Source organism: Methylobacterium sp. Leaf94, from assembly GCF_001426045.1.
Taxonomy (GTDB): domain Bacteria; phylum Pseudomonadota; class Alphaproteobacteria; order Rhizobiales; family Beijerinckiaceae; genus Methylobacterium.
The window spans coordinates 13,275-31,044 of sequence record NZ_LMRM01000008.1; the positions used below are offsets into that span (position 1 = coordinate 13,275).

General features: G+C 71.6%; 16 protein-coding genes. 7 read left to right on the top strand and 9 right to left on the bottom strand.

Going from position 1 to position 17,770, the window contains the following annotated elements; translation table 11 throughout:
• The first annotated feature begins 385 nt into the window (after nt 1-385).
• Nucleotides 386-739, top strand: coding sequence for a cupin domain-containing protein (locus ASG63_RS06120; protein ID WP_056213144.1), 354 nt, complete (start codon nt 386-388; stop codon nt 737-739).
• Between the two features lie 4 nt (nt 740-743).
• On the opposite strand, the gene ASG63_RS06125 is transcribed toward ASG63_RS06120, so the two are convergent.
• The 4 genes from ASG63_RS06125 to ASG63_RS06140 form a co-directional block, all read right to left on the bottom strand.
• Nucleotides 744-1,547: a hypothetical protein gene (locus ASG63_RS06125; RefSeq protein WP_056213414.1), complete on the bottom strand. Its 804-nt coding sequence runs from the start codon at nt 1,545-1,547 to the stop codon at nt 744-746.
• A 66-nt stretch (nt 1,548-1,613) separates the two neighbouring features.
• A complete protein-coding gene (gene proC, locus ASG63_RS06130) occupies nt 1,614-2,441 on the bottom strand; it encodes a pyrroline-5-carboxylate reductase (RefSeq protein WP_056213146.1) in 828 nt (275 codons plus the stop codon).
• The gene (locus tag ASG63_RS06135; protein ID WP_055957499.1) at nt 2,438-2,941 is read right to left on the bottom strand and encodes a YbjN domain-containing protein; all 504 of its coding nucleotides are present in this window, start codon (nt 2,939-2,941) and stop codon (nt 2,438-2,440) included. The genes proC and ASG63_RS06135 overlap by 4 nt, the downstream gene beginning before the upstream one ends.
• A gap of 303 nt (nt 2,942-3,244) precedes the next feature.
• A complete protein-coding gene (locus tag ASG63_RS06140) occupies nt 3,245-3,523 on the bottom strand; it encodes an accessory factor UbiK family protein (protein ID WP_056213148.1) in 279 nt (92 codons plus the stop codon).
• A gap of 298 nt (nt 3,524-3,821) precedes the next feature.
• Here ASG63_RS06140 and ASG63_RS06145 point away from each other — a divergent pair, with 298 nt between their 5' ends.
• Together ASG63_RS06145 and ASG63_RS06150 are read left to right on the top strand one after the other, a co-directional pair.
• Complete coding sequence (locus tag ASG63_RS06145; protein WP_056213417.1) at nt 3,822-4,550, top strand: response regulator; 729 nt, start codon at nt 3,822-3,824, stop codon at nt 4,548-4,550.
• Nucleotides 4,547-5,977 (top strand): ATP-binding protein, encoded by a 1,431-nt coding sequence (locus ASG63_RS06150; protein WP_056213150.1) that lies wholly within the window; start codon nt 4,547-4,549, stop codon nt 5,975-5,977. The genes ASG63_RS06145 and ASG63_RS06150 overlap by 4 nt, the downstream gene beginning before the upstream one ends.
• 104 nt (nt 5,978-6,081) lie before the next feature.
• On the opposite strand, the gene ASG63_RS06155 is transcribed toward ASG63_RS06150, so the two are convergent.
• On the bottom strand, nt 6,082-6,351 hold the full coding sequence (locus ASG63_RS06155) for a hypothetical protein (protein ID WP_056213152.1): 270 nt from the start codon (nt 6,349-6,351) through the stop codon (nt 6,082-6,084).
• A 214-nt stretch (nt 6,352-6,565) separates the two neighbouring features.
• Nucleotides 6,566-7,222, bottom strand: coding sequence for a glutathione S-transferase family protein (locus tag ASG63_RS06160; RefSeq protein ID WP_056213154.1), 657 nt, complete (start codon nt 7,220-7,222; stop codon nt 6,566-6,568).
• 374 nt (nt 7,223-7,596) lie between these two features.
• Here ASG63_RS06160 and ASG63_RS06165 point away from each other — a divergent pair, with 374 nt between their 5' ends.
• Nucleotides 7,597-8,811, top strand: coding sequence for a polyhydroxyalkanoate depolymerase (locus ASG63_RS06165; RefSeq protein ID WP_056213157.1), 1,215 nt, complete (start codon nt 7,597-7,599; stop codon nt 8,809-8,811).
• A 207-nt stretch (nt 8,812-9,018) separates the two neighbouring features.
• On the opposite strand, the gene ASG63_RS06170 is transcribed toward ASG63_RS06165, so the two are convergent.
• From ASG63_RS06170 to ASG63_RS06180, 3 genes are all read right to left on the bottom strand, one after another.
• Entirely contained in the window at nt 9,019-10,782 is a 1,764-nt protein-coding gene (locus ASG63_RS06170; protein WP_056213159.1) for an ABC transporter ATP-binding protein, read from the bottom strand.
• A gap of 255 nt (nt 10,783-11,037) precedes the next feature.
• The gene (locus ASG63_RS06175) at nt 11,038-12,390 is read right to left on the bottom strand and encodes an MFS transporter (protein WP_056213162.1); all 1,353 of its coding nucleotides are present in this window, start codon (nt 12,388-12,390) and stop codon (nt 11,038-11,040) included.
• A complete protein-coding gene (locus ASG63_RS06180; protein WP_056213164.1) occupies nt 12,387-13,217 on the bottom strand; it encodes a PRC-barrel domain-containing protein in 831 nt (276 codons plus the stop codon). The genes ASG63_RS06175 and ASG63_RS06180 overlap by 4 nt, the downstream gene beginning before the upstream one ends.
• Before the next feature lie 421 nt (nt 13,218-13,638).
• Between ASG63_RS06180 and ASG63_RS06185 the strand changes: the two genes are divergently transcribed.
• The 3 genes from ASG63_RS06185 (at nt 13,639) to ASG63_RS06195 (ending at nt 17,689) form a co-directional block, all read left to right on the top strand.
• A complete protein-coding gene (locus tag ASG63_RS06185) occupies nt 13,639-14,016 on the top strand; it encodes a hypothetical protein (protein ID WP_056213166.1) in 378 nt (125 codons plus the stop codon).
• A 539-nt stretch (nt 14,017-14,555) separates the two neighbouring features.
• Complete coding sequence (gene aqpZ / locus ASG63_RS06190; protein WP_056213419.1) at nt 14,556-15,296, top strand: aquaporin Z; 741 nt, start codon at nt 14,556-14,558, stop codon at nt 15,294-15,296.
• A 155-nt stretch (nt 15,297-15,451) separates the two neighbouring features.
• Complete coding sequence (locus ASG63_RS06195; protein WP_082559196.1) at nt 15,452-17,689, top strand: FUSC family protein; 2,238 nt, start codon at nt 15,452-15,454, stop codon at nt 17,687-17,689.
• The last annotated feature ends 81 nt before the right edge of the window (nt 17,690-17,770 follow it).

Below are 17,770 nucleotides of genomic sequence, written 5' to 3' on the forward strand. Positions count from 1 at the left end.
GGATCGGCGGCACGCATCTGCTTCAACCGAGACTTGGCTTCATTTCGCAGGTGTTCGAGGTTGGGGCGGTCGGGGAGTGCGCGGGGGCAAGCGCCGCTCGACGGAAGCGTAGCCGTCATCGAATCCTTCCTTCCTCAGCGCCCTTTGTCCGCGTTCTCGGGCAGGAAGTCGGGGAATGATCAGACGACGACGAATGGGCTGAGCCCTTCACGCGGACTGTTGGCCTATCCTGAGGCCGAGGCGATGTTAGGATCAGGTCCGCAAAACGACGAGAGGGGCCGACACCCGTCCATGGCGGACCCTCACGGGCCAGTCGGGCAAATCCGGTTCCGGCCGCTCATGTCGGAACCCTTCTTCAGTCGCCCAAACGATCAGGATCCGCCGCATGACCCGCCTCGCCCACGCGGGCAACCTGCTCGCGAACCTGCCCGACGCCGCGGCGAGCGAGGTCTTCACCGAACTTCTCGCGCGGCCGGGCTGCCGGATCGAGCGCATCGTCTCGCAGGGCCAGGTCACGCCGCCGGACGAGCCCTATCGCCAAGCCCACGACGAGTGGGTGCTGCTCCTCGCGGGTGCAGCCCGCGTCGCGCTGGCGGACTCAGAGGTCGCGCTCGGGCCGGGCGATACCCTGTTCATCCCGGCCGGGTGCGTGCACCGCGTCACCTTCACAGATCCCGACCGGCCGACGGTCTGGCTCGCCGTCCATCTTGGCGAGACCGATTGCCCGGCCGGGGCCTAGGGCCTCAGATCGCCGCGGCCGGGTCGCCGCCGAGGGGATTGCCCGCATCCTCGTTGCGGTCGTCCGCCGCGTGCCGTTCCCGGCGCGCGCGGCCGCCGCGGTCGAGCAGCGAGCGGCCGAGCGCCCGAAAGGGGGCCGTGAGGCGGCGGGCATCGTCGGCGCGCTCCATGAAGCGCTCGCCGTTGCGGATCTCCTTGTCGAGGCGCGCCATGGTGCGCGCCAGGGCCGGATCGTCGTCGTCCAGCCAGACCTCCACCGTGCGGGCGAAGGCAATGACCACGCCCTGGAGCTTGAGGCGGCCGAGCGGACCCTCGGTGTTGATGCCGGCGGCGGCCAGCATGAAGCGGTGCGAGTTCAGCGCGACGCCGTTCAACGCCAGCATCGAGAGCGGATCGCCGCGCAGGGCGTAGGAGATCCGGCGCAGGGCGTCCTTGTAGGGCGTCATCGCGTCGAGGCGGCGCATCAGCACGTCGAACAGGCGCTCGCGGGTCGGTTCGTCGGCGAGATCGGCGGTGTCGCCCTCCAGCACCGCGCGGTCGATGAGGCGCGACAGGCCGCCGAGTACGGCGCCCTTCGAGGGGAACAGGTCGCGGAACTCCGCCAGCGTCAGGCCGGCCTCCCGGGCGATGTCGCCGATCTCGATGTCGTTCCACGGCTGCTCGGCGGCGAGGCGCATCAGCGCCTCGACGGCCGCCTCGCGCGGGGGCAGCGCCTTCTCGGGCGCTGCGGTCGCCACCGGCAGGGTGTCGGCTGAGTCCGTCTCGGTCGTCTGGGTCTCGGGCTTGGGAGAGCCGGGGCGTTTGGCCATGGTCGTGCGATCCTCGTCCAATCAGGCCTTCATGTAGGGTCCCGCGGCCGGATCGTCAGGTCCGGCTCAGCCCGCGAGGGCCCCGGCGCGGCGCCGCGCCGCGTCCACGGCCTCGCGCATCAGGTCCGGCAGGCCGCCGCTGCGCATCAGCACCGCGAGGGCTTCGGCGGTGGTGCCGCCCGGCGAGGTCACATCCTGGCGCAGACGCGCGGCATCCCGGGGATCGGCCGCGAGGAGCGCGGCGGCCCCCGAGACGGTTTCGCGGGCGAGGCGCGTGGCCATGTCCGCGGGCAGGCCGGCGGCGATGCCCGCCTCGGCCATCGCCTCGGCCAGGAGGAAGACGTAGGCGGGCCCGGAGCCCGACACGGCCGTCAGGGCGTCGATCAGCCCCTCGTCGTCGAGCCACTCCACCAGGCCGACGCTGGCGAGGAGCGCGTGCGCCTGCGCCCGCTGCCCGTCATCGACCTCCGGGCTGGCCACCGCGCCGGTGGCCCCCCGTCCGATGCTGGCGGGCAGGTTCGGCATCGCCCGCACGATGGCGCGGGCGCCGGGCAGGCGGTCGCGCAGGTTGGCGATGGTCTTGCCCGCCAGCACCGACACCACCAGGGTTCCGGGACCGATCAGCGGCGCCAGCGCGGGCGCCGCGGCCTCCAGCCCCTGGGGCTTCATGGCGAGCACGAGGGCCTCCGCGACCGGGGGCGCGGCGGGGTTCAGGGCGAGCCCGCGCGCGGCGCAGAGCGCCTGCAGTTCGGGGGAGGCCTGCGGATCCAGGATCGTGGTCCGGGCGGGGTCGAGCCCCCCCGCCAGCCAGCCGGAGAGCATGGCGCCCCCCATCTTGCCGGCCCCCACCAGGGTGAGGGAGGCGGGGAGGGCGGCGTCGACGGGCGCGCTCACGCCTCGCCTTCGGTCTCGAACAGCACCGCGTCGAGGGCCTCGCGGGCGGACTTGCCGGCCCAGAGCACGAACTGGAAGGCCTGGTAATAGCGCTCGCAGGCATCGACCGCCGACTTCAGCATCATGGTGCACTGGCCCTGGGTCGGGGCCGCGCCGCCGGTCAGCAGCAGCGAGTGGCGGAACATCACGACGTTGTCGGTGGACCACAGGTCGAAATGCCCGACCCACAGCTGCTCGTTGACCAGGGAGACCAGCGTCAGGATCTCGGTGCGCCGGCGCTCCGGCACCTTGAGGTCGAAGGCGGAGGCAACATGGAGCGCCTCCACGTCCTCGATCCAGGTGAAGGCCACGTGGTAGTCGGCCCAGCGCCCGGCGACGGAGACGGACATCTCGTCGGTCTCGGCCCGGTCGAAGATCCAGTCGCGCAGCGACGCGAGGCGCTCGACGATGTCGAGGGGATGCTCGTGCCGATCGTGATCTTCGATGTGGAGTTGGGTCATGGCGGTCCAGTGTGTCGATCTCGTCGAAGATCGGCGAAGTCGTTGTGAAACGCGCTCCGGTGACCGTCGGCCCTCTGTTCCGGACTTGCTCCACGCCCACCCGGACGGGTGTGGCAGGGAACGATTCTGTTCGGTTCAGGGCGTTTCGGGGCAGGAGCGAATCAGGTCATGACCCACTATAGACCGTGCCGGACTCGCGTTTCAAAGCGGCCCGGGAAGCCGGTGAACAGGAAAGCGACCGTCCACCGTTCCTTCCTGTGCACAAGCGTGGCGGGGCCGGAGCCCCCGCGAATCAACCTGGAATCAGATCGCCTCGCTGGCTCCGGCCACGGGCTCGGGGCCGAGTTTCGCCTCGAGCGCGGTGATCCGGGCGGCCAGGGCGTCGTTCTGGCTGCGCAGCGCCGAGACGAGGTCGCGCAGCACGTCGAGCTCCTCGCGGGAGGCGATGTCCATGTCGCGGATCAGGCGCTCGACCTGGGCCTTGAACACCGTCTCCGCCTCGCGGCGCACGCCCTGCGCGGCGCCGGCGGCATCGGTCATCAGGCGGGCGAAATCGTCGAACAGCCGATTCGAGCCTTGCATCGTCGTCTCCCGGAGCAATGAGGCCGCCATCCGTCCGTGACGGCCACGAGACCGGCGCCTGTGCGGCACGACATAAGAATCCCCGCGCGTCCCGGCAATCCGCGCCGGTGCTTCGGGAGCCCCGACGGGAATGTTTCCGCCGTTGTCCGATGGGGCCGGGCGAAACAGGCGTTTACAAAATCCTGCCCCGCCGGCCCTTCGAACTCCGGGCGTGCCGGCGCATAGTCGCGCGTTGACAGATCCGCAGGAGAGCCGGGCACCGGCCCCGGATGCGGAGGGAGCCGCGATGCTCGGGACCATGACGCAGACGACCACGACCCATCCGCACATCCTTCTCGTGGAGGACGACCGCGAGATCAGCGCCCTCGTCGCCCGCTACCTGCGCGCCAACGAGTGCCGGGTCAGCCTCGCCGGGGACGGGGCAGCCATGGACAAGGTCCTGGCCGATGCCCGGGTCGACCTCGTCGTGCTCGACCTGATGCTCCCGGGCGAGGACGGCCTGAGCCTGTGCCGACGCCTGCGCGCCACCTCGCGCATCCCCATCCTGATGCTCACCGCCAAGGCCGAGGAGATCGACCGCATCATCGGCCTCGAGATCGGCGCCGACGACTATCTTGGCAAGCCCTTCAACCCGCGCGAGCTCCTGGCACGCATCCGCGCCATCCTGCGGCGGGGCTCGGGCACGGAGGCCGAGGCGGAGGAGGGCGTACGCCGCCTCCACTTCCTGGGCTGGACCCTCGACGTCTCCCTGCGCCAGCTCCTCAGCCCGGAGGACGCGCGCATCGCCATCACGGGGGCGGAGTTCGACCTGCTGCACGCCCTCTGCCTGCGTCCCGGCCGGGTGCTTTCCCGCGACCAGCTCCTCGACCTGACGCAGGGGCGCGCCGCCGGCCCGTTCGAGCGCAGCATCGACGTCCTGATCAGCCGCATCCGCCAGAAGATCGAGCCGGATCCGCGCAACCCGGAGATCATCCGCACCATCCGCTCCGGTGGTTATCTCTTCACGCCCGAGGTCACCCGTACATGAGGCCCCCCTGGAGCCGCCTGCGCACCCTCGTGCCGTCGAGCGTCGCCGGGCAGATCGCCCTGCTCATCGTCGCCGCCGTGGTCCTGGCCCACGCCATGGCGACGCTGGCGTTCTTCACCCTGCGCGAGCCCTGGCGGCCCGACGACCATCCCGGCGTCGCCGCGAACCGCCTCGCCACCGTCGCCCGCCTCCTCGACGGTGCGAGCCCGGCCGATCGCCCGGCGCTCCTGGCCAACGCCGCCCGGATGCTGCCGACCCTGCGGATCGAGCCCTGGGACGCGACCGATTCCGGGGCCGCCACGGAGCCGGCCGGCGGCGATCGGATCGGCGATCATTTCGTGGTCCAGCGCCTGCGCGACGGCTTCGGACGCCCCCTCGCCATCACCGACCTGTCGGCGGCCAAGCGACCGGCGGAGGCGCCCACGGGCGTGCGCGTGGGCCTCGCGACGCCGGGCGGCGCCCGGCTCTCCGCCCTGGTGCCGGACGACGACCGCCCGCCCATGCGGCAGGGCGCGATCATCTTCACCTTCGTGTTCCTGGGCGTGGCCGTCTCGCTGATCTGCCTCTGGGCCACGCGGGCGCTGACGGCGCCCCTGGCGCGCCTCGCCGAGGCCGCGGACGTGTTCGGCACCCGCATGAACCTGGTGGATCTGCCCGAGAACGGCCCGCGCGAGGTCGTCGCCCTGTCCCGCGCCCTCGACCGGATGCGGGCCCGCGTGCGGCGCCTGATCGACGACCGCACCCAGATGCTCGCGGCCATCAGCCACGACCTGCGCACCCCGATCACCCGCCTGCGCCTGCGCGCCGAGTTCATCGAGGACGATCACGCGCGGACCATGACCCTGCGGGACCTCGACCAGATGAACGGCCTCGTGGAGGCGGCCCTGTCCTTCGTGCGGGACGGCCACGGCCCGGAGGGGGGCGCGAAGATGCTGATCGACCTCGCCTCCATCGTCCAGACCGTCGCCGACGAGTTCGCCGATATCGGCGCCGACGTCCGGGTGGCCGAGACCCGCCACGTGCTGGTCCAGGGCCGACCGGAGGAGCTTCAGCGCGCGATCATGAACCTCGTGGACAACGCGGTGAAGTATGGCGGCGCGGCGCGGCTGACGGTGACCCAGACCGAGCGCGGCGTCGCCGTGGAGGTCAGCGACGACGGCCCCGGCATCCCGGAGGCGGAGCGGGACGCGATGCTCCAGCCCTTCGTGCGTGGCGACCGGGCGCGCAACCTCGACACCGCCAGCGGCTTCGGCCTCGGCCTGTCCATCGTGCTCGCCATCGCGGATTCGCACGAGGGTCGCTTCACTCTGCGCAACCGGACCCCGCGGGGCCTCACGGCGCGGATCGAACTGCCGCGCGCCGCCACCGCCCAGGCGACCCCAGCGGGCGTCATGGTCGATGCGGATCACCGCGCCGCCGCCGCCTGATCGCGCCGGAGGGGCGCAGAAGCAAAGAAGGCCCGCCCCTCCCGGGGCGGGCCTTACCGCGAGGCCGGGCGCTCCGCGCCGGCTTGCGTCACCCCGTCAGGGCGTCAGCAGCGCGGGCCGCCCGAGGTCTGGCCGTATTGCTGGACCGGGAAGTTCTGCTGGTTGGCGTTGCCCTGGCTCGCCGAATTGTCCGCACAACGGCCGGTCACCGGGACGTCGTAGGAGCGGATCGACCCCGTCGTGATGTCGTCGTAGCGCGACGCCGGCACATCGCCGTAGGTCGGCGCGACGCGATCGAGCGCGAAGCTGCCGGTCGCCGGGGCCGCAACGGCAAGAACAGTCGCGGCGGCGAGGGCGAAAAGACGATGTTTCATCGAAAGAATATCACTCTTGTGGGAGGCGAGGACCGTATGTCCCTGCGTCTCGACTGCGGTGAGCGTGATATGGGACGCGTCCGACCGGGACGACGTGCCACCGCGCACGTAGGCACGGCGGGGCGCCGACGCGGCGCCCCGGACCCTTGTGGCCCCGACGTCGCGGCGCTTCGGAACGCGGAGTTTCGGACCTCGGGGCCTCGGAGCTCGAGACTTAGAACTCCATGTCCAGTTCCTCGATCTCGTCGGGCTCCCGCGCCGCGTCCGCCGCCCATTCCGTCATCAGCGGCCAGGCCAGGATGGTGTCGCGATAGGCCTCGGTCCGGCGCGGCAGGCTCACGTCGTAGGTGCGGAACCGCGTGCAGACGGGGGCGTACATGGCATCGGCGAGGCTCGGCGTCTCGCCGAACAGGAACGGGCCGTCGTAGCGCCCCAGGCATTCGTCGACGATCGTGATGATGCGCTCGATATCGCCGCGCGCGCCGTTGAAGACCCTGAAGTTGGCGTGGCGCGCCTTGAGGTTCATCGGCAGCGCGGAGCGCAGGTTGATGAAGCCGCCATGCATCTCGCCCGAGATCGAGCGGCAATGGGCGCGCGCCACCGCATCGGGCGGCAGGAACCCCGCCTCGGGACGGATCTCGTTGAGATACTGGGCGATGGCGAGAGTGTCCCAGACGATGATCTCGCCGTGGACCAGGCGGGGCACGAGGAACGACGGCGACAGGTGCAGCAGCTCCGCCCGGGTGGAGGCGTCGTTCCCCGACAGAAGCTCCGTCTCGAAGTCGAGGCCGGCCATGCGGCAGACCAGCCAACCCCGCAGCGACCACGACGAGTAGTTCCGGCTTGAAATCGTCAGCGTTGCCGCGGGCATCGATCCGTCCCCCCTGTTGGTCCCTCGCCGACACGTGATCCAAGACTTGTGCCGCCCGAGGCCCCGACACGCAGGATGTTTCCGGTTCACCCGCCGCATGCTCGGCGGACACGGGAGCTTTTTCCCAGCGTGACGGTTGACCTTTCACAGTCACGACCACCGGCGATCCGTTGTTCACCTGTTATTCCGATGCGACGTGCGACATGTCTCCGGTGATGCATACGCACAACAACCGCAGGATATCACACGTTAAGGCCGTTGCGTCCGGGCCCAGCCTGCCGCAGCCTAGCGCCCCATCGTCGGCGGCTCTGCCGTCGCGCCCGCTTGCCGCGGACGATCTGCGATTTGACCGTTCGCGTAGGAGTTCGGGCTGCATGCTCTATCGTGCCTTCGATGCCCAGTCGGATCTGGCGGAGCAGACGCGCGCCTGGGGACGGCTCGTCCACGACGCCGTCTCGCCCTGGACCGCGGCCGGCTTCAAGGAGCCGCTGAGCTGGTGGTCGGCCGGTGCCCGGATGATGATGCGGGCCGGCTTGACCTTCTCGCGGCCCGCCTACGGCATCGACAGCGTGACGGTGGGCAACCGCGAGGTGCCGGTGACCGAGGAGACGGCGTTCGCGACGCCGTTCGGGACCCTGCTGCGGTTCAAGAAGGACATCGACACCGATCAGCCCCGCGTCCTCGTGGTGGCGCCCCTGTCGGGCCATTTCGCCACGCTGCTGCGCGGCACGGTGCGCACCCTGCTGCCCGATCACGACGTCTACATCACCGACTGGCACAATGCCCGCGACGTGCCCCTCGAGGCCGGCCCCTTCGGCTTCGACGACTATGTCGACCACCTCGTGCAGTTCCTCGGGGTGATCGGGGAGGGGGCCCATCTCGTCGCCGTGTGCCAGCCGGCCGTGCAGGCTTTGGCCGCCGCGGCCGTGATGGCGCATTCGAAGGACGTGGCGCATCCCCGCAGCATGACGCTGATGGCCGGCCCGGTGGATTGCCGGATCTCGCCGACCTCGGTGAACCACCTCGCCACCTCGAAGCCGATCGCGTGGTTCGAGAAGAACCTGATCGCCACCGTGCCCGAGCGGCACAAGGGCGCCGGGCGGCGGGTCTATCCGGGCTTCATGCAGGTCTCGGCCTTCGTCTCGATGAACGCCAAGCGCCACGTCCAGGGCCATGCCGACCTGTTCTGGCATCTCGCCAACGGGGAGACCGAGAAGGCGCGCCAGATCGAGGGCTTCTACGACGAGTATTTCGCCGTCCTCGACCTCGCAGCGGAGTTCTACATCGAGACGGTCAAGACCGTGTTCCAGGATTACACCCTGGCCAAGAACGAACTGACCTATCGTGGCAATCCGATCGACATGGGCGCCATTCGCAAGACCGCGCTCATGACGGTCGAGGGGGAGCGCGACGACATCTGCGCCGTGGGCCAGACCATGGCGGCGCACGACCTCTGCTCCAGCCTGCCGTACCACATGAAGAGCCATCACCTCCAGGCCGGCGTCGGCCATTACGGCGTCTTCTCGGGCCGCAAGTGGGAGAGCCAGACCTACCCGCTGGTGCGCAACTTCATCCAGTCGCACAACTGAGCCGACGGCGTCCCGCCGGACCATCCCGACGGCGCGGGCGACCGCGCCGAACGGTTTCGCGCGCGGCCGAACCGCTCGGATCGCGGTGCGCGCCCAGGAGCCCGCCCAGCGGGGCCGGCTTCGCATCCCAACGGCGAAACGCCCTCCCCGCGGGGGGGGGAGGGCGCCAGTCGGTGTCGACGGGTCGGGTGCGTCGTCCCGCGCGCCTCAGGCGGCGGCGAGCGCCATCGACATGGATTCCTTCTTCATCAGCTCGCGGTAGAAGCCGTCGAGGTGCGTCAGCTTGTCGGGCGACCCATCCTGGATGATACGGCCGCCTTCCAGCACCACGATCCGGTCGAAGTCCCTCAGGGTCGAGAGGCGGTGCGCGATCGCGATGACCGTGCGGCCCTTCATCAGATTGGCGAGGGCATGGCGGATCGCCTCCTCGGACTCGGCGTCGAGGGCCGAGGTCGCTTCGTCGAGGAGCAGGATCGGCGAGTCCTTGAGGATGGCCCGCGCGATGGCGATGCGCTGGCGCTGCCCGCCGGAGAGCTTCACGCCGCGGTCGCCCACGATGGTGTCGAAGCCCTCGGGCAGCGCGTCGATGAAGTCGGTGCAGTGGGCGGCGGCCGCGGCCTTCCAGACGTCCTCGTCCGACGCATCGGGCCGGCCGTAGCGGATGTTCTCGCGCAGGGTCCGGTGGAACATCGAGACGTCCTGCGGCACCACCGTGATGGCCTCGCGCAGGGATTCCTGGGTGATGCGCTGGATGTCCTGGCCGTTGATCAGGAGACGGCCGCCCTGCGCGTCGTAGAAGCGCTGCAGCAGGGAGAACAGGGTCGACTTTCCGCCGCCCGACTTGCCGACGAGGCCGACCCGCTGGCCCGGCTGGATCACGAGGTCGAAGTCGGTGAAGACGCCGCGCCCGTCCGGGTAGGAGAAGGCGACGTGGTCGAAGGTGATCTCGGCCCCGGTGCCGGTGAGCGGCTCCGCCTCCGGGTGATCGATGAGGTCGTGGGGCTGCAGCAGCGTGTGGAGCGCCTCCGAGAGACGGGCGGTGTGCTGCGTCGCGTCCACCAGCGCCACGGCGAGGTCGCGGGTCGCGGCGAGAATGCGGATGCCGAGGGTGCAGACGAGCACGACCTGGCCGTTGGTCGCCTGGCCCGCTTCCCACATGGTGATCGCCCAGTAGAGCAGGCCGAGCACCGCCAGCACCGTCAGGATGGCGTGCACGATGCGCAGCTTCTCGAGGTAGAGCAGCGAGGAGCGGCGCGAGCGCATCTCCTGGCCGATGGTCCCGTCGAAGCGGGTATACTCGCGCTTGAAGGCCGAGAAGGCCCGGACCAGCGGCATGTTGCCGACGAGGTCGACCATCTCGCCGTCCACCGAGGCGGCCTTGGCGGCGAAGTCGTGGTGCAGCGGCTTTCCGGCCGCCGCCATCTTGAACATCAGCAGCACCACGGCGGCGAAGATGCCGGCCAGCACCAGGGCCATCGTGAGGTTGACGGTGGCGATGTAGAGGATCGAGCCGAAGGCCGCGACGCAGGGCGGCATCACGTTGAACACGAACATGTTCTCGACCGTGAAGATCGCGTTCGAGGTGGCGGTGATGCGCGAGGCCAGGGTGCCGGGCTGCCGGTCGGCGAAGAAGGTCGGCGAGTGCCCGGTCATGTGCCGGAACAGGTCGCGCCGGATGTCGCCGGTGACGCCCACGAAGGTGAACGAGCCGACGAGGCTCGCCACGCGCCAGAGCATGTTGTCGGCCGCGATGAAGGCGATGAGAAGGGCGAGGGCGCCCCAGATCAGGCCGGCCTGCGGGCCCTTGCTCAGCGCATCCACGACGCCCTTCAGGGCATAGTCCGTGCTGACGGAGAAGCCCACGGCGCCGAGCACGGCGCACAGGATGACGAGGTGCGGCAGGGCGCGCCGGCGCAGATAGCGTCCCACGAAGGCGAACGGCCTATCGGCATAAACGCAGAGGTCTTCCATCGCGGTGACCGTCCCGGTTTCGAGGCCCGCCCGGACGTAGGGTGGACCGGCTACTGTTAAGGCGTCCTCGCGGACCCTGGTTTCCCGCGCGTGCCCCACACAGGTTTCGGAGCCCCCCGGACTCGCAACGCGAAGCGGACGCAAGCGTTGCAGTGTCTGGCGGAGGTTTGCGCGTTTTAGCGTGCAAACCTGAACGTCGCTTGAGCGGCAAGCGAATTCGATGCCGCCCGGATCCGTCCGCAGACCCGCCCGAGGTTACACCGCGGGGTCGCGGCGCGTCTCGGGCATGATGAGCGCCACGAGGGCGAAGGCCGCGAAGCCCACGATCGCGAGGCCCAGGAACGCGGTGTGGCTGCCGAGCCGATCCGCCATCACGCCGGCGAGCGAGGTGGACAGGGCGGCGCCGATGCCCATGGCGGTGCCGACCGCGCCGAGGGCGAGGTTGAAGTGGCCGGTCTTGCGGGTGGCGTCCGAGACCACGAGGGGCACCATCACGCCGAACACCGCCGCCGAGATGCCGTCGAAGACCTGCACCGCCACGAGGAGTTCCGGGCTGTCGACGTAGGCGAAGAGCAGCCCGCGGATCGGCAGGGCGGCGAAGCCGAGGAGCAGCAGCGGGCGGCGGCCCCAGCGCTCGGCCAGTCGCCCGATGGTGGGCGCCGACACCGCAAGGACGACCTGGGGCACCACGATGCAGGCGGCGATCAGCGCCGTGGCGGTCTCGCTGGCCCGCAGGGTCAGCATGCTGCCCACGAGCGGCAGCATCGCCGCGTTGGCGAGGAAGAAAAGGGTCATGCAGGCGCCGAAGCACAGGAGCGCGCGGTTGGTGAGGAGGGCGCGCAGGCCGGCCTCGCCCTGGCCCGCGCCGGCGGTCCCGCTCGCCTTGACGTGGGCCGGCCCGTCGATCTCCTCCGGCCGGATCCGCGACAGCGCGATCAGGGTCGGCACCATCAGGGCGGCGGTCAGGTAGAACACCGCGTCGTTCGAGAGGTAGTAGCCGCAGGCGCCCATGCCGGCGGCGGCCACGGCATTGCCGAGGGCCGAGAAGCTGGCATTGCGGCCCAGCCGCTCGCCCGCCCGGGCATGCCCGACGAGGCCGATGCTAATCGCCGCGATGGCGGGGGTGAGGATGCAGCTCGCCGCCGAGTGGGCGGCCATGGCCAGGAGCACGACGAGGAAGTTCGGCCACATCGCCAGCGCGAAGGCGCTCAGCGCGATGGCCACGACCGAGAAGCCGGCGGCGAACCGGCGGGCGTGCACCGCGTCCACGAAGGCGCCGCCGGGCACCTGGCCGAGCAGGCTCACGAGGCTCCCGACGGTCAGCGCGAAGCCGATATCGGACTGCGTCCACTTCGCCTGGGTGAAGTAGACGGCCAGGAACGGGCCGAAGCCGGTCTGGAGGTTCGCCACGAAGAACGCGAACCCGTCGAGGCCGCGCGTGCTCCGGCGCGAGATCACCTTCATGTCGGCCGGGTTCTCCGCTGCCGTCGCCGACGGGGCGTCGTCCGTGAGGGCGTCGCGGCGCGGGAGCGGCCGCGGCCGGAACTCCGGACGCGCCACCTCCCGCGGCTTGAGGGCCCGGCGATCCTTCGGAAGCGGGACCGTCATCGATCCGGCGACTTCTCGGCCGGTTTGTCCGGCGCTTTCTCAGGCGCCGGCGCGGCGACCGGGGCGGGCGGCATCGTGGCGGCGGGCGCGGTCGTCGGGGCGGGACCGGCGGCCGGAGGCGACGCGACGGGCGCCGGCGGCGCGAGCGGACCCTGGACCGGGGCCGCCGCCTGCTCGCCCTCGGCCGGGGCGGCCGGGCTCGCCGGGCCGAGCACCACGATCGGCTCGCCCGGCTTGTATTCCGGCGAGACGCGGACCTGGTTGCGGCTGAGCTGGAGCACCGGCCGGCTCGCCTTGCCGTCGGTGGTGAAGCGCATGGCGCGCCAGTCCACCGCAATCTTGCGGGAGCCGACGCCGAGGAAGCCGCCGAAATCGATGATGGCCGCGCGCGGACGCCCGTCCTTGTCGAGGATGATGTCGATGATCCGCCCCATATCCTCGCCGGTGGAGCTGCGCACAGCCTTGCCGAGGACGCCCTCGTAGTCCTGGGTGTCGAGAACGGTGGCGGGCGTGCCCGTCGCGGGCGCCCCGGCGGCGGGCGTGCTCGGCGCGGGCGGGCCGGCCACGGGCGGCGTCCCGGGCGCCGCCGGCTGGGCGGGCGCCGGGGCAGGAACCGGAGCGGGTTGCGCGGGCCCTTGAACCGGCTGCACTTGAGCCGGCTGAGCTTGGGTTGGCGGCGCCGGAGTCGGGACCGGGGCGGACGCCGGCGGCGTGGACGAGCCCGTCGTCACCTCGCCGGAGCTCGGCGCGGCGTCCTTGCCCGGCGCGGCCGGGGTCTCGGCGGCCGCGGAGGCGGCCAACAGGGTGATCGTCGCAGTGGCGATCATCCGGACAGTTCTGAACACGCGCGTTCCCCGAATGGTGCGTCTCGCCGGCCTGACACAATGGAAGCTTGGGCGGCGGGTTCCGCCTGACGGGCGGTTCCGGCCTCATTGCGCGTGGACCAAGGCGAAGTTGTGGATGGGCGGCAGGAAGGGACGCGCGAGCGGCGGCCCTTCCTGCCGATCCCCGGGGAGGGATGAAACGGACCCCGGGGACAGCAGGACGACGCGATCGCGCGCAAGAAACGGACCGGGCTGCGACCGATCTGGGTTCCGAGACCAGCACTCTGGCACCGGGCCAAGCGTGGCCGCAATCCTCTTGCGCACCGGAGCGTGTCTGGTTTTCGACAAATCTGCGTCGTACAGAGGCGAATAGCTTGCGTGGGCGTCCGAATGCGGTCGCCGGTGTTACCGAGGACCAGACCCGATGTCCCTTCCGTCCAGAGCCTGCGCCGTCGCGCTCGTTGCCGCCGCGCTCGCCGGGTGCCAAGCGCTCGGCGGCGGCGGCGGCGTGATGCCCGAGACGGAGGTCGGGCCGCCGCCCTCCATGCGCGGCGCGGTGCCGGGTCCCCAGCGCAGCCGCTCCGCCGAGGTCGACCCCGACGGGGGCCCGCTGCAGACCGCGCCGACGCGCCGCCTCAACCTGCCGAGCTCCGCCGGTGGCCAGAGCCGCGCTGCCGCGAACGAGGAGCGCCGGATCCGCCGCGAGGACATCGAGGGCGAGACCACGAGCCGGTCGAGCTCCGGCGGCCTCGCCCCCCAGATGGGGCAGGGCGGCAGCGTCGGTCTCGGCGGCAAGTTCTGACGACCGGGTTCGTTCTGACGACCGGGACCTGAGGGCCGAGGTCGGAACGGAACGTCCACGTCCGAAGGTTCGGCCCCGCGACGCCGCCCAGCCTCGCGGGGGCCGGATTCGCGCGGGTGTCGCGCAGCGTCGGGGCGCGCCTCCAGACCCCGAACCGAAACCCGCGGAGGCTCCGGCCCTTACCCGACGGGAGTGCGAGGAGATCCGCGCGGCGTCCGAACAATGCGGACCCGACGCCGTGACTGATGGACGTCACCCCGTGGGGGATGGCCCGCGCGCCGGCCTTCCCCCGGTCCTGTTCAGTCTTCGGTCCGGTTCGCGGTCGCCGACAACTGAAACACGAAAGGTTTCGGCCCTGGGCGGATGCGTGACAATTTGATTGTCCGGCTTCGTTGCTGTCGTCCTGCGACTGTGTAATCCTGAGATGGTGCGCCGCTCGCGCGGCGGCGGAGGAGATTCGGTCTCGCGTCGTGCCGGCGATGGCGGCGAACCCGCCATGGGACGAGTGCCTCGCGACCCTGCGAGCGGGAGGCATCGTCATGGATCACGATACGATGCGGCGGGCGACCGCCGAGTTCTTCGGAACGTTCTGGCTGACCTTCGGCGGCTGCGGCGCCGCGATCCTGTCGGCGGCCTTCCCCGAACTCGGGATCGGCTTCCTCGGGGTCGCCCTGGCCTTCGGACTGACGGTGCTGACGATGGCCTACGCGGTGGGGCACATCTCCGGCGGGCACTTCAATCCGGCCGTGACCCTCGGGCTGTGGTCGGCCCATCGCTGCGCCAACCGGCACGTCCTGCCCTACATCGTCGCCCAGGTGACGGGCGCGCTCCTGGCGGCCGGCGTTCTCTATTCCATCGCCTCGGGCAAGGCCGGCTGGGTCCCGAACGGGTTCGCGGCGAACGGCTACGGAGATCTCAGCCCGGGCAGATACAACCTCGCGGCCTGCCTCGTCACCGAGGTCCTGACGACGTTCTTCTTCCTCGTCATCATCGTCGGCACCACCTCGAAGGGGGCTGCGACGGGCTTTGCCGGCATCCCGATCGGGTTCGCCCTGGTGCTGATCCACCTGATCTCGATCCCGGTGACCAACACGTCGGTCAATCCGGCGCGCAGCACCGGTCCGGCCCTGATCGCGGGCGGCGAATACGTGGCGCAGCTCTGGCTGTTCTGGCTCGCGCCGATCGTCGGTGCGATGGCGGCGGGCGCCATGACGCGCTGGCTCTATGAGCCCGCGGACGTCGTGGACACGACGGTGGTCGAGAAGGGCAGCGCAATCTGACCCCGGCCACCGGCGCCGGGCGCTGCGGGCGACGGAAGGCTCCCGCGTCACGCAGGGCTCCCGTGCCGAGCCCGGCGGTTCCACGCGGGGCGCAGACGCCCTAGATCGCGGAGGTATGGCGGGCCTGCGCCCGCCGGGAGTCCCCCTCGTCCGCGATGCCCTCCTCTTCCGCCCGGTCCGCTCCCGGCCCGTCCGATCCCGCCCCGACCGGCCCCGCGGCCGGCCGACGCCGGCGGATGCGCGCGGCCGCCTTCCTGCGGGGGCGCGGGACGCTGACCAATCCGGGGCTCGACCTCACGCGCCTGCCGATCGGCCTCGACCCCCGCGGCCTCAGCCTCGTCGACGGGGTGCGGGCGGCCCTGGCCTTCGGCCTCGTCATCCTGCTGCACGAATGGTTTCCCTGGCCGCCGCTCCTCACCGTGGCGCTCGCCGCGAATCTCGCGTGCTTCGCCGATGCGGGCGGGCCGATGCGCTCGCGCCTCCTCGTGCTCACGGTCTTCTCCCTCCTCGGCGGAATGATCTGGGGGCTGTTCGGCCTGATGCAGCCGCTGGGGCCGGTGCCGGTGGTGCCGCTCGCCGGCATCGTCATCTTCGGCTGCACCTATGCCCGGGTCTGGGGGGTGCAGGCCCAGGCCGCCGGCAACGTCCTGGTCCTCGTCCTGTGCTTCGCCCTGGACCGGCCGCTCACGCCCGACCAGGCCCTGGTGGCCGGGCTGGTCTTCACCGCCGGAGGCCTCTGGGCGACGCTGCTGGCGCTCCTCCTATGGCGGCTTCACCCTTACCGCCCGACGCATCGCGCGGTGGCCGAGGTCTGGCGCCGCCTGACCCGCCTCTGCGACGATCTCGAGGACCTCGCCTCCCTGGCCTGGCCGGAGACGCTCGAGACCAGGACCGCCGCCCGGGGCGGCGCCCGCCAGATCTTCGACCGCCAGACCTTCGACCTGCAGGCCTTCGACCGCCACGCCCGAGCCCATCGCCGGGGCGTGCGCGAGGCGATCGAGCAGGCCCGCACGGTGATCGTCGACCTCGCCCGCAGCCGCGAGCGCATCTCCGACCGCACGGCCCAGGCCCTGATCCGCCTGGAGGCGGCCGAGCAGATCTTCGCCGCCCTGATCGCGGTCTCGGACCTGATCGAGGGCGAGCCGGACCCGCGCCGGCGCCGCATGGTCCGCCGCTTCCTGCGCCGCCTGCGTCCGCTCCTCGGGGTGATCGCGCGGGCCATCCGCGACGACAGCGTGATCGACCTCGCCCGCCTGGACCGGGCGATCGACCGCAGCACCCGGCGCCTCGCCCATGACCGCGGGCTGCACGATCTCGCCACCCGCATCCTCGACCGCGTCCGCATCGGCGCCAAGCTCTCGACGCCGGACGGCTACCGGCCCGGCGGCGCCCTGCTGGGCCGGGCGAGCCTCCCCCTCGGAACCCGGCTCCTCGGGCCGCTCAGCACCAACTTCACCGTCGCCTCCGCCAACCTGCGCCACGCCGTGCGCGCCACCGTGGTGGCGGCCCCCGCCCTCTGGGCGACCCTGGTCTGGGCCGGACCGTTCGCCCACTGGCTCACCATGACGGTGGTGCTGACGATGCAGCCGTTCTACGCCGCCACCTGGCAGCGGGCCCTGGAGCGGATCGGCGGCACGGTGCTCGGCGGCCTGATCGGGGCCATTCTCGCGAGCTTCGCCACCTCGCCCCTGGTCCTGGCCGCCCTGGTCTTTCCCTTGAGCATCATCGGCTTTGCCGCCCGGCAGGTCAGCTACGGCGTCTTCATCGCCTGCCTGACCCCGCTCGTGGTCCTCCTCGTCGAGGTGGTGGAGCCCGGGCACGGCTCCTGGGAGGTGGCGGGCATGCGCGCCCTCCTCACCCTCCTCGGCGGTCTGATCGCGGTGGCGAGCGCCCTCGTGCTCTGGCCGATCTGGGAGCCCGACCAGGTGCGCCTCGAGCTGCGCAGGGCGGTGCGGGCCCATGCGGCCTTCGCCCGGGCGGTTCTCTGCGCCGGACCCGAGGCGGAGGCCAGCGGCCTGCGGGCCCAGGCCGCCCGGGGTGCCGGCCTCGCCCTCAACGACCTCGAAGCCGCGCTCGCCCGCGCCCTGCAGCAGCCCCGGGCCGGGCGACACCCGCAGGTGGAATCCGCCATGGTGGCGGACGCCACCCTGCGGCGGATCTCGGCCCGCCTCACGGCCCTGCGCTACGCCGTCGAGGTGGCCGAACCCGAGGCCCTCGCGGCCTGGAGCGGCTGGATCACCGCGACCCTGGCGAGCCTCGGGGGCGAAGGCGAGGAGACGCCACCGCCCATGCCCGCCGTGCCTCGCAGCGAAGGCCTGACCCGCCTCGTCGCCCAGATCGAACTGCTGGGCGAGACCCTGGCGCCCGCCGCGGCGCGGAGCGCCCGCGGGTAGGCGCCGGCCCATCGTCCGGCGCCCCCAACCAGGCCCGCCGGCCGGCCGCACGATTCGTGCGGTGCGGCGCGCGTGCCGGGC

Bases quoted from the DNA above. Each gene is read 5' to 3' on its own strand.
- ASG63_RS06170 (WP_056213159.1), bottom strand. From the start codon at position 10,782: ATGGAAGACCTCTGCGTTTATGCCGATAGGCCGTTCGCCTTCGTGGGA.
- ASG63_RS06195 (WP_082559196.1), top strand. From the start codon at position 15,452: ATGCCCTCCTCTTCCGCCCGGTCCGCTCCCGGCCCGTCCGATCCCGCC.
- ASG63_RS06155 (WP_056213152.1), bottom strand. From the start codon at position 6,351: ATGAAACATCGTCTTTTCGCCCTCGCCGCCGCGACTGTTCTTGCCGTT.
- ASG63_RS06180 (WP_056213164.1), bottom strand. From the start codon at position 13,217: ATGATCGCCACTGCGACGATCACCCTGTTGGCCGCCTCCGCGGCCGCC.
- ASG63_RS06165 (WP_056213157.1), top strand. From the start codon at position 7,597: ATGCTCTATCGTGCCTTCGATGCCCAGTCGGATCTGGCGGAGCAGACG.
- ASG63_RS06140 (WP_056213148.1), bottom strand. From the start codon at position 3,523: ATGCAAGGCTCGAATCGGCTGTTCGACGATTTCGCCCGCCTGATGACC.
- ASG63_RS06175 (WP_056213162.1), bottom strand. From the start codon at position 12,390: ATGACGGTCCCGCTTCCGAAGGATCGCCGGGCCCTCAAGCCGCGGGAG.
- aqpZ (WP_056213419.1), top strand. From the start codon at position 14,556: ATGGATCACGATACGATGCGGCGGGCGACCGCCGAGTTCTTCGGAACG.
- ASG63_RS06135 (WP_055957499.1), bottom strand. From the start codon at position 2,941: ATGACCCAACTCCACATCGAAGATCACGATCGGCACGAGCATCCCCTC.
- ASG63_RS06160 (WP_056213154.1), bottom strand. From the start codon at position 7,222: ATGCCCGCGGCAACGCTGACGATTTCAAGCCGGAACTACTCGTCGTGG.
- ASG63_RS06145 (WP_056213417.1), top strand. From the start codon at position 3,822: ATGACGCAGACGACCACGACCCATCCGCACATCCTTCTCGTGGAGGAC.
- ASG63_RS06185 (WP_056213166.1), top strand. From the start codon at position 13,639: ATGTCCCTTCCGTCCAGAGCCTGCGCCGTCGCGCTCGTTGCCGCCGCG.
- ASG63_RS06150 (WP_056213150.1), top strand. From the start codon at position 4,547: ATGAGGCCCCCCTGGAGCCGCCTGCGCACCCTCGTGCCGTCGAGCGTC.
- ASG63_RS06120 (WP_056213144.1), top strand. From the start codon at position 386: ATGACCCGCCTCGCCCACGCGGGCAACCTGCTCGCGAACCTGCCCGAC.
- ASG63_RS06125 (WP_056213414.1), bottom strand. From the start codon at position 1,547: ATGGCCAAACGCCCCGGCTCTCCCAAGCCCGAGACCCAGACGACCGAG.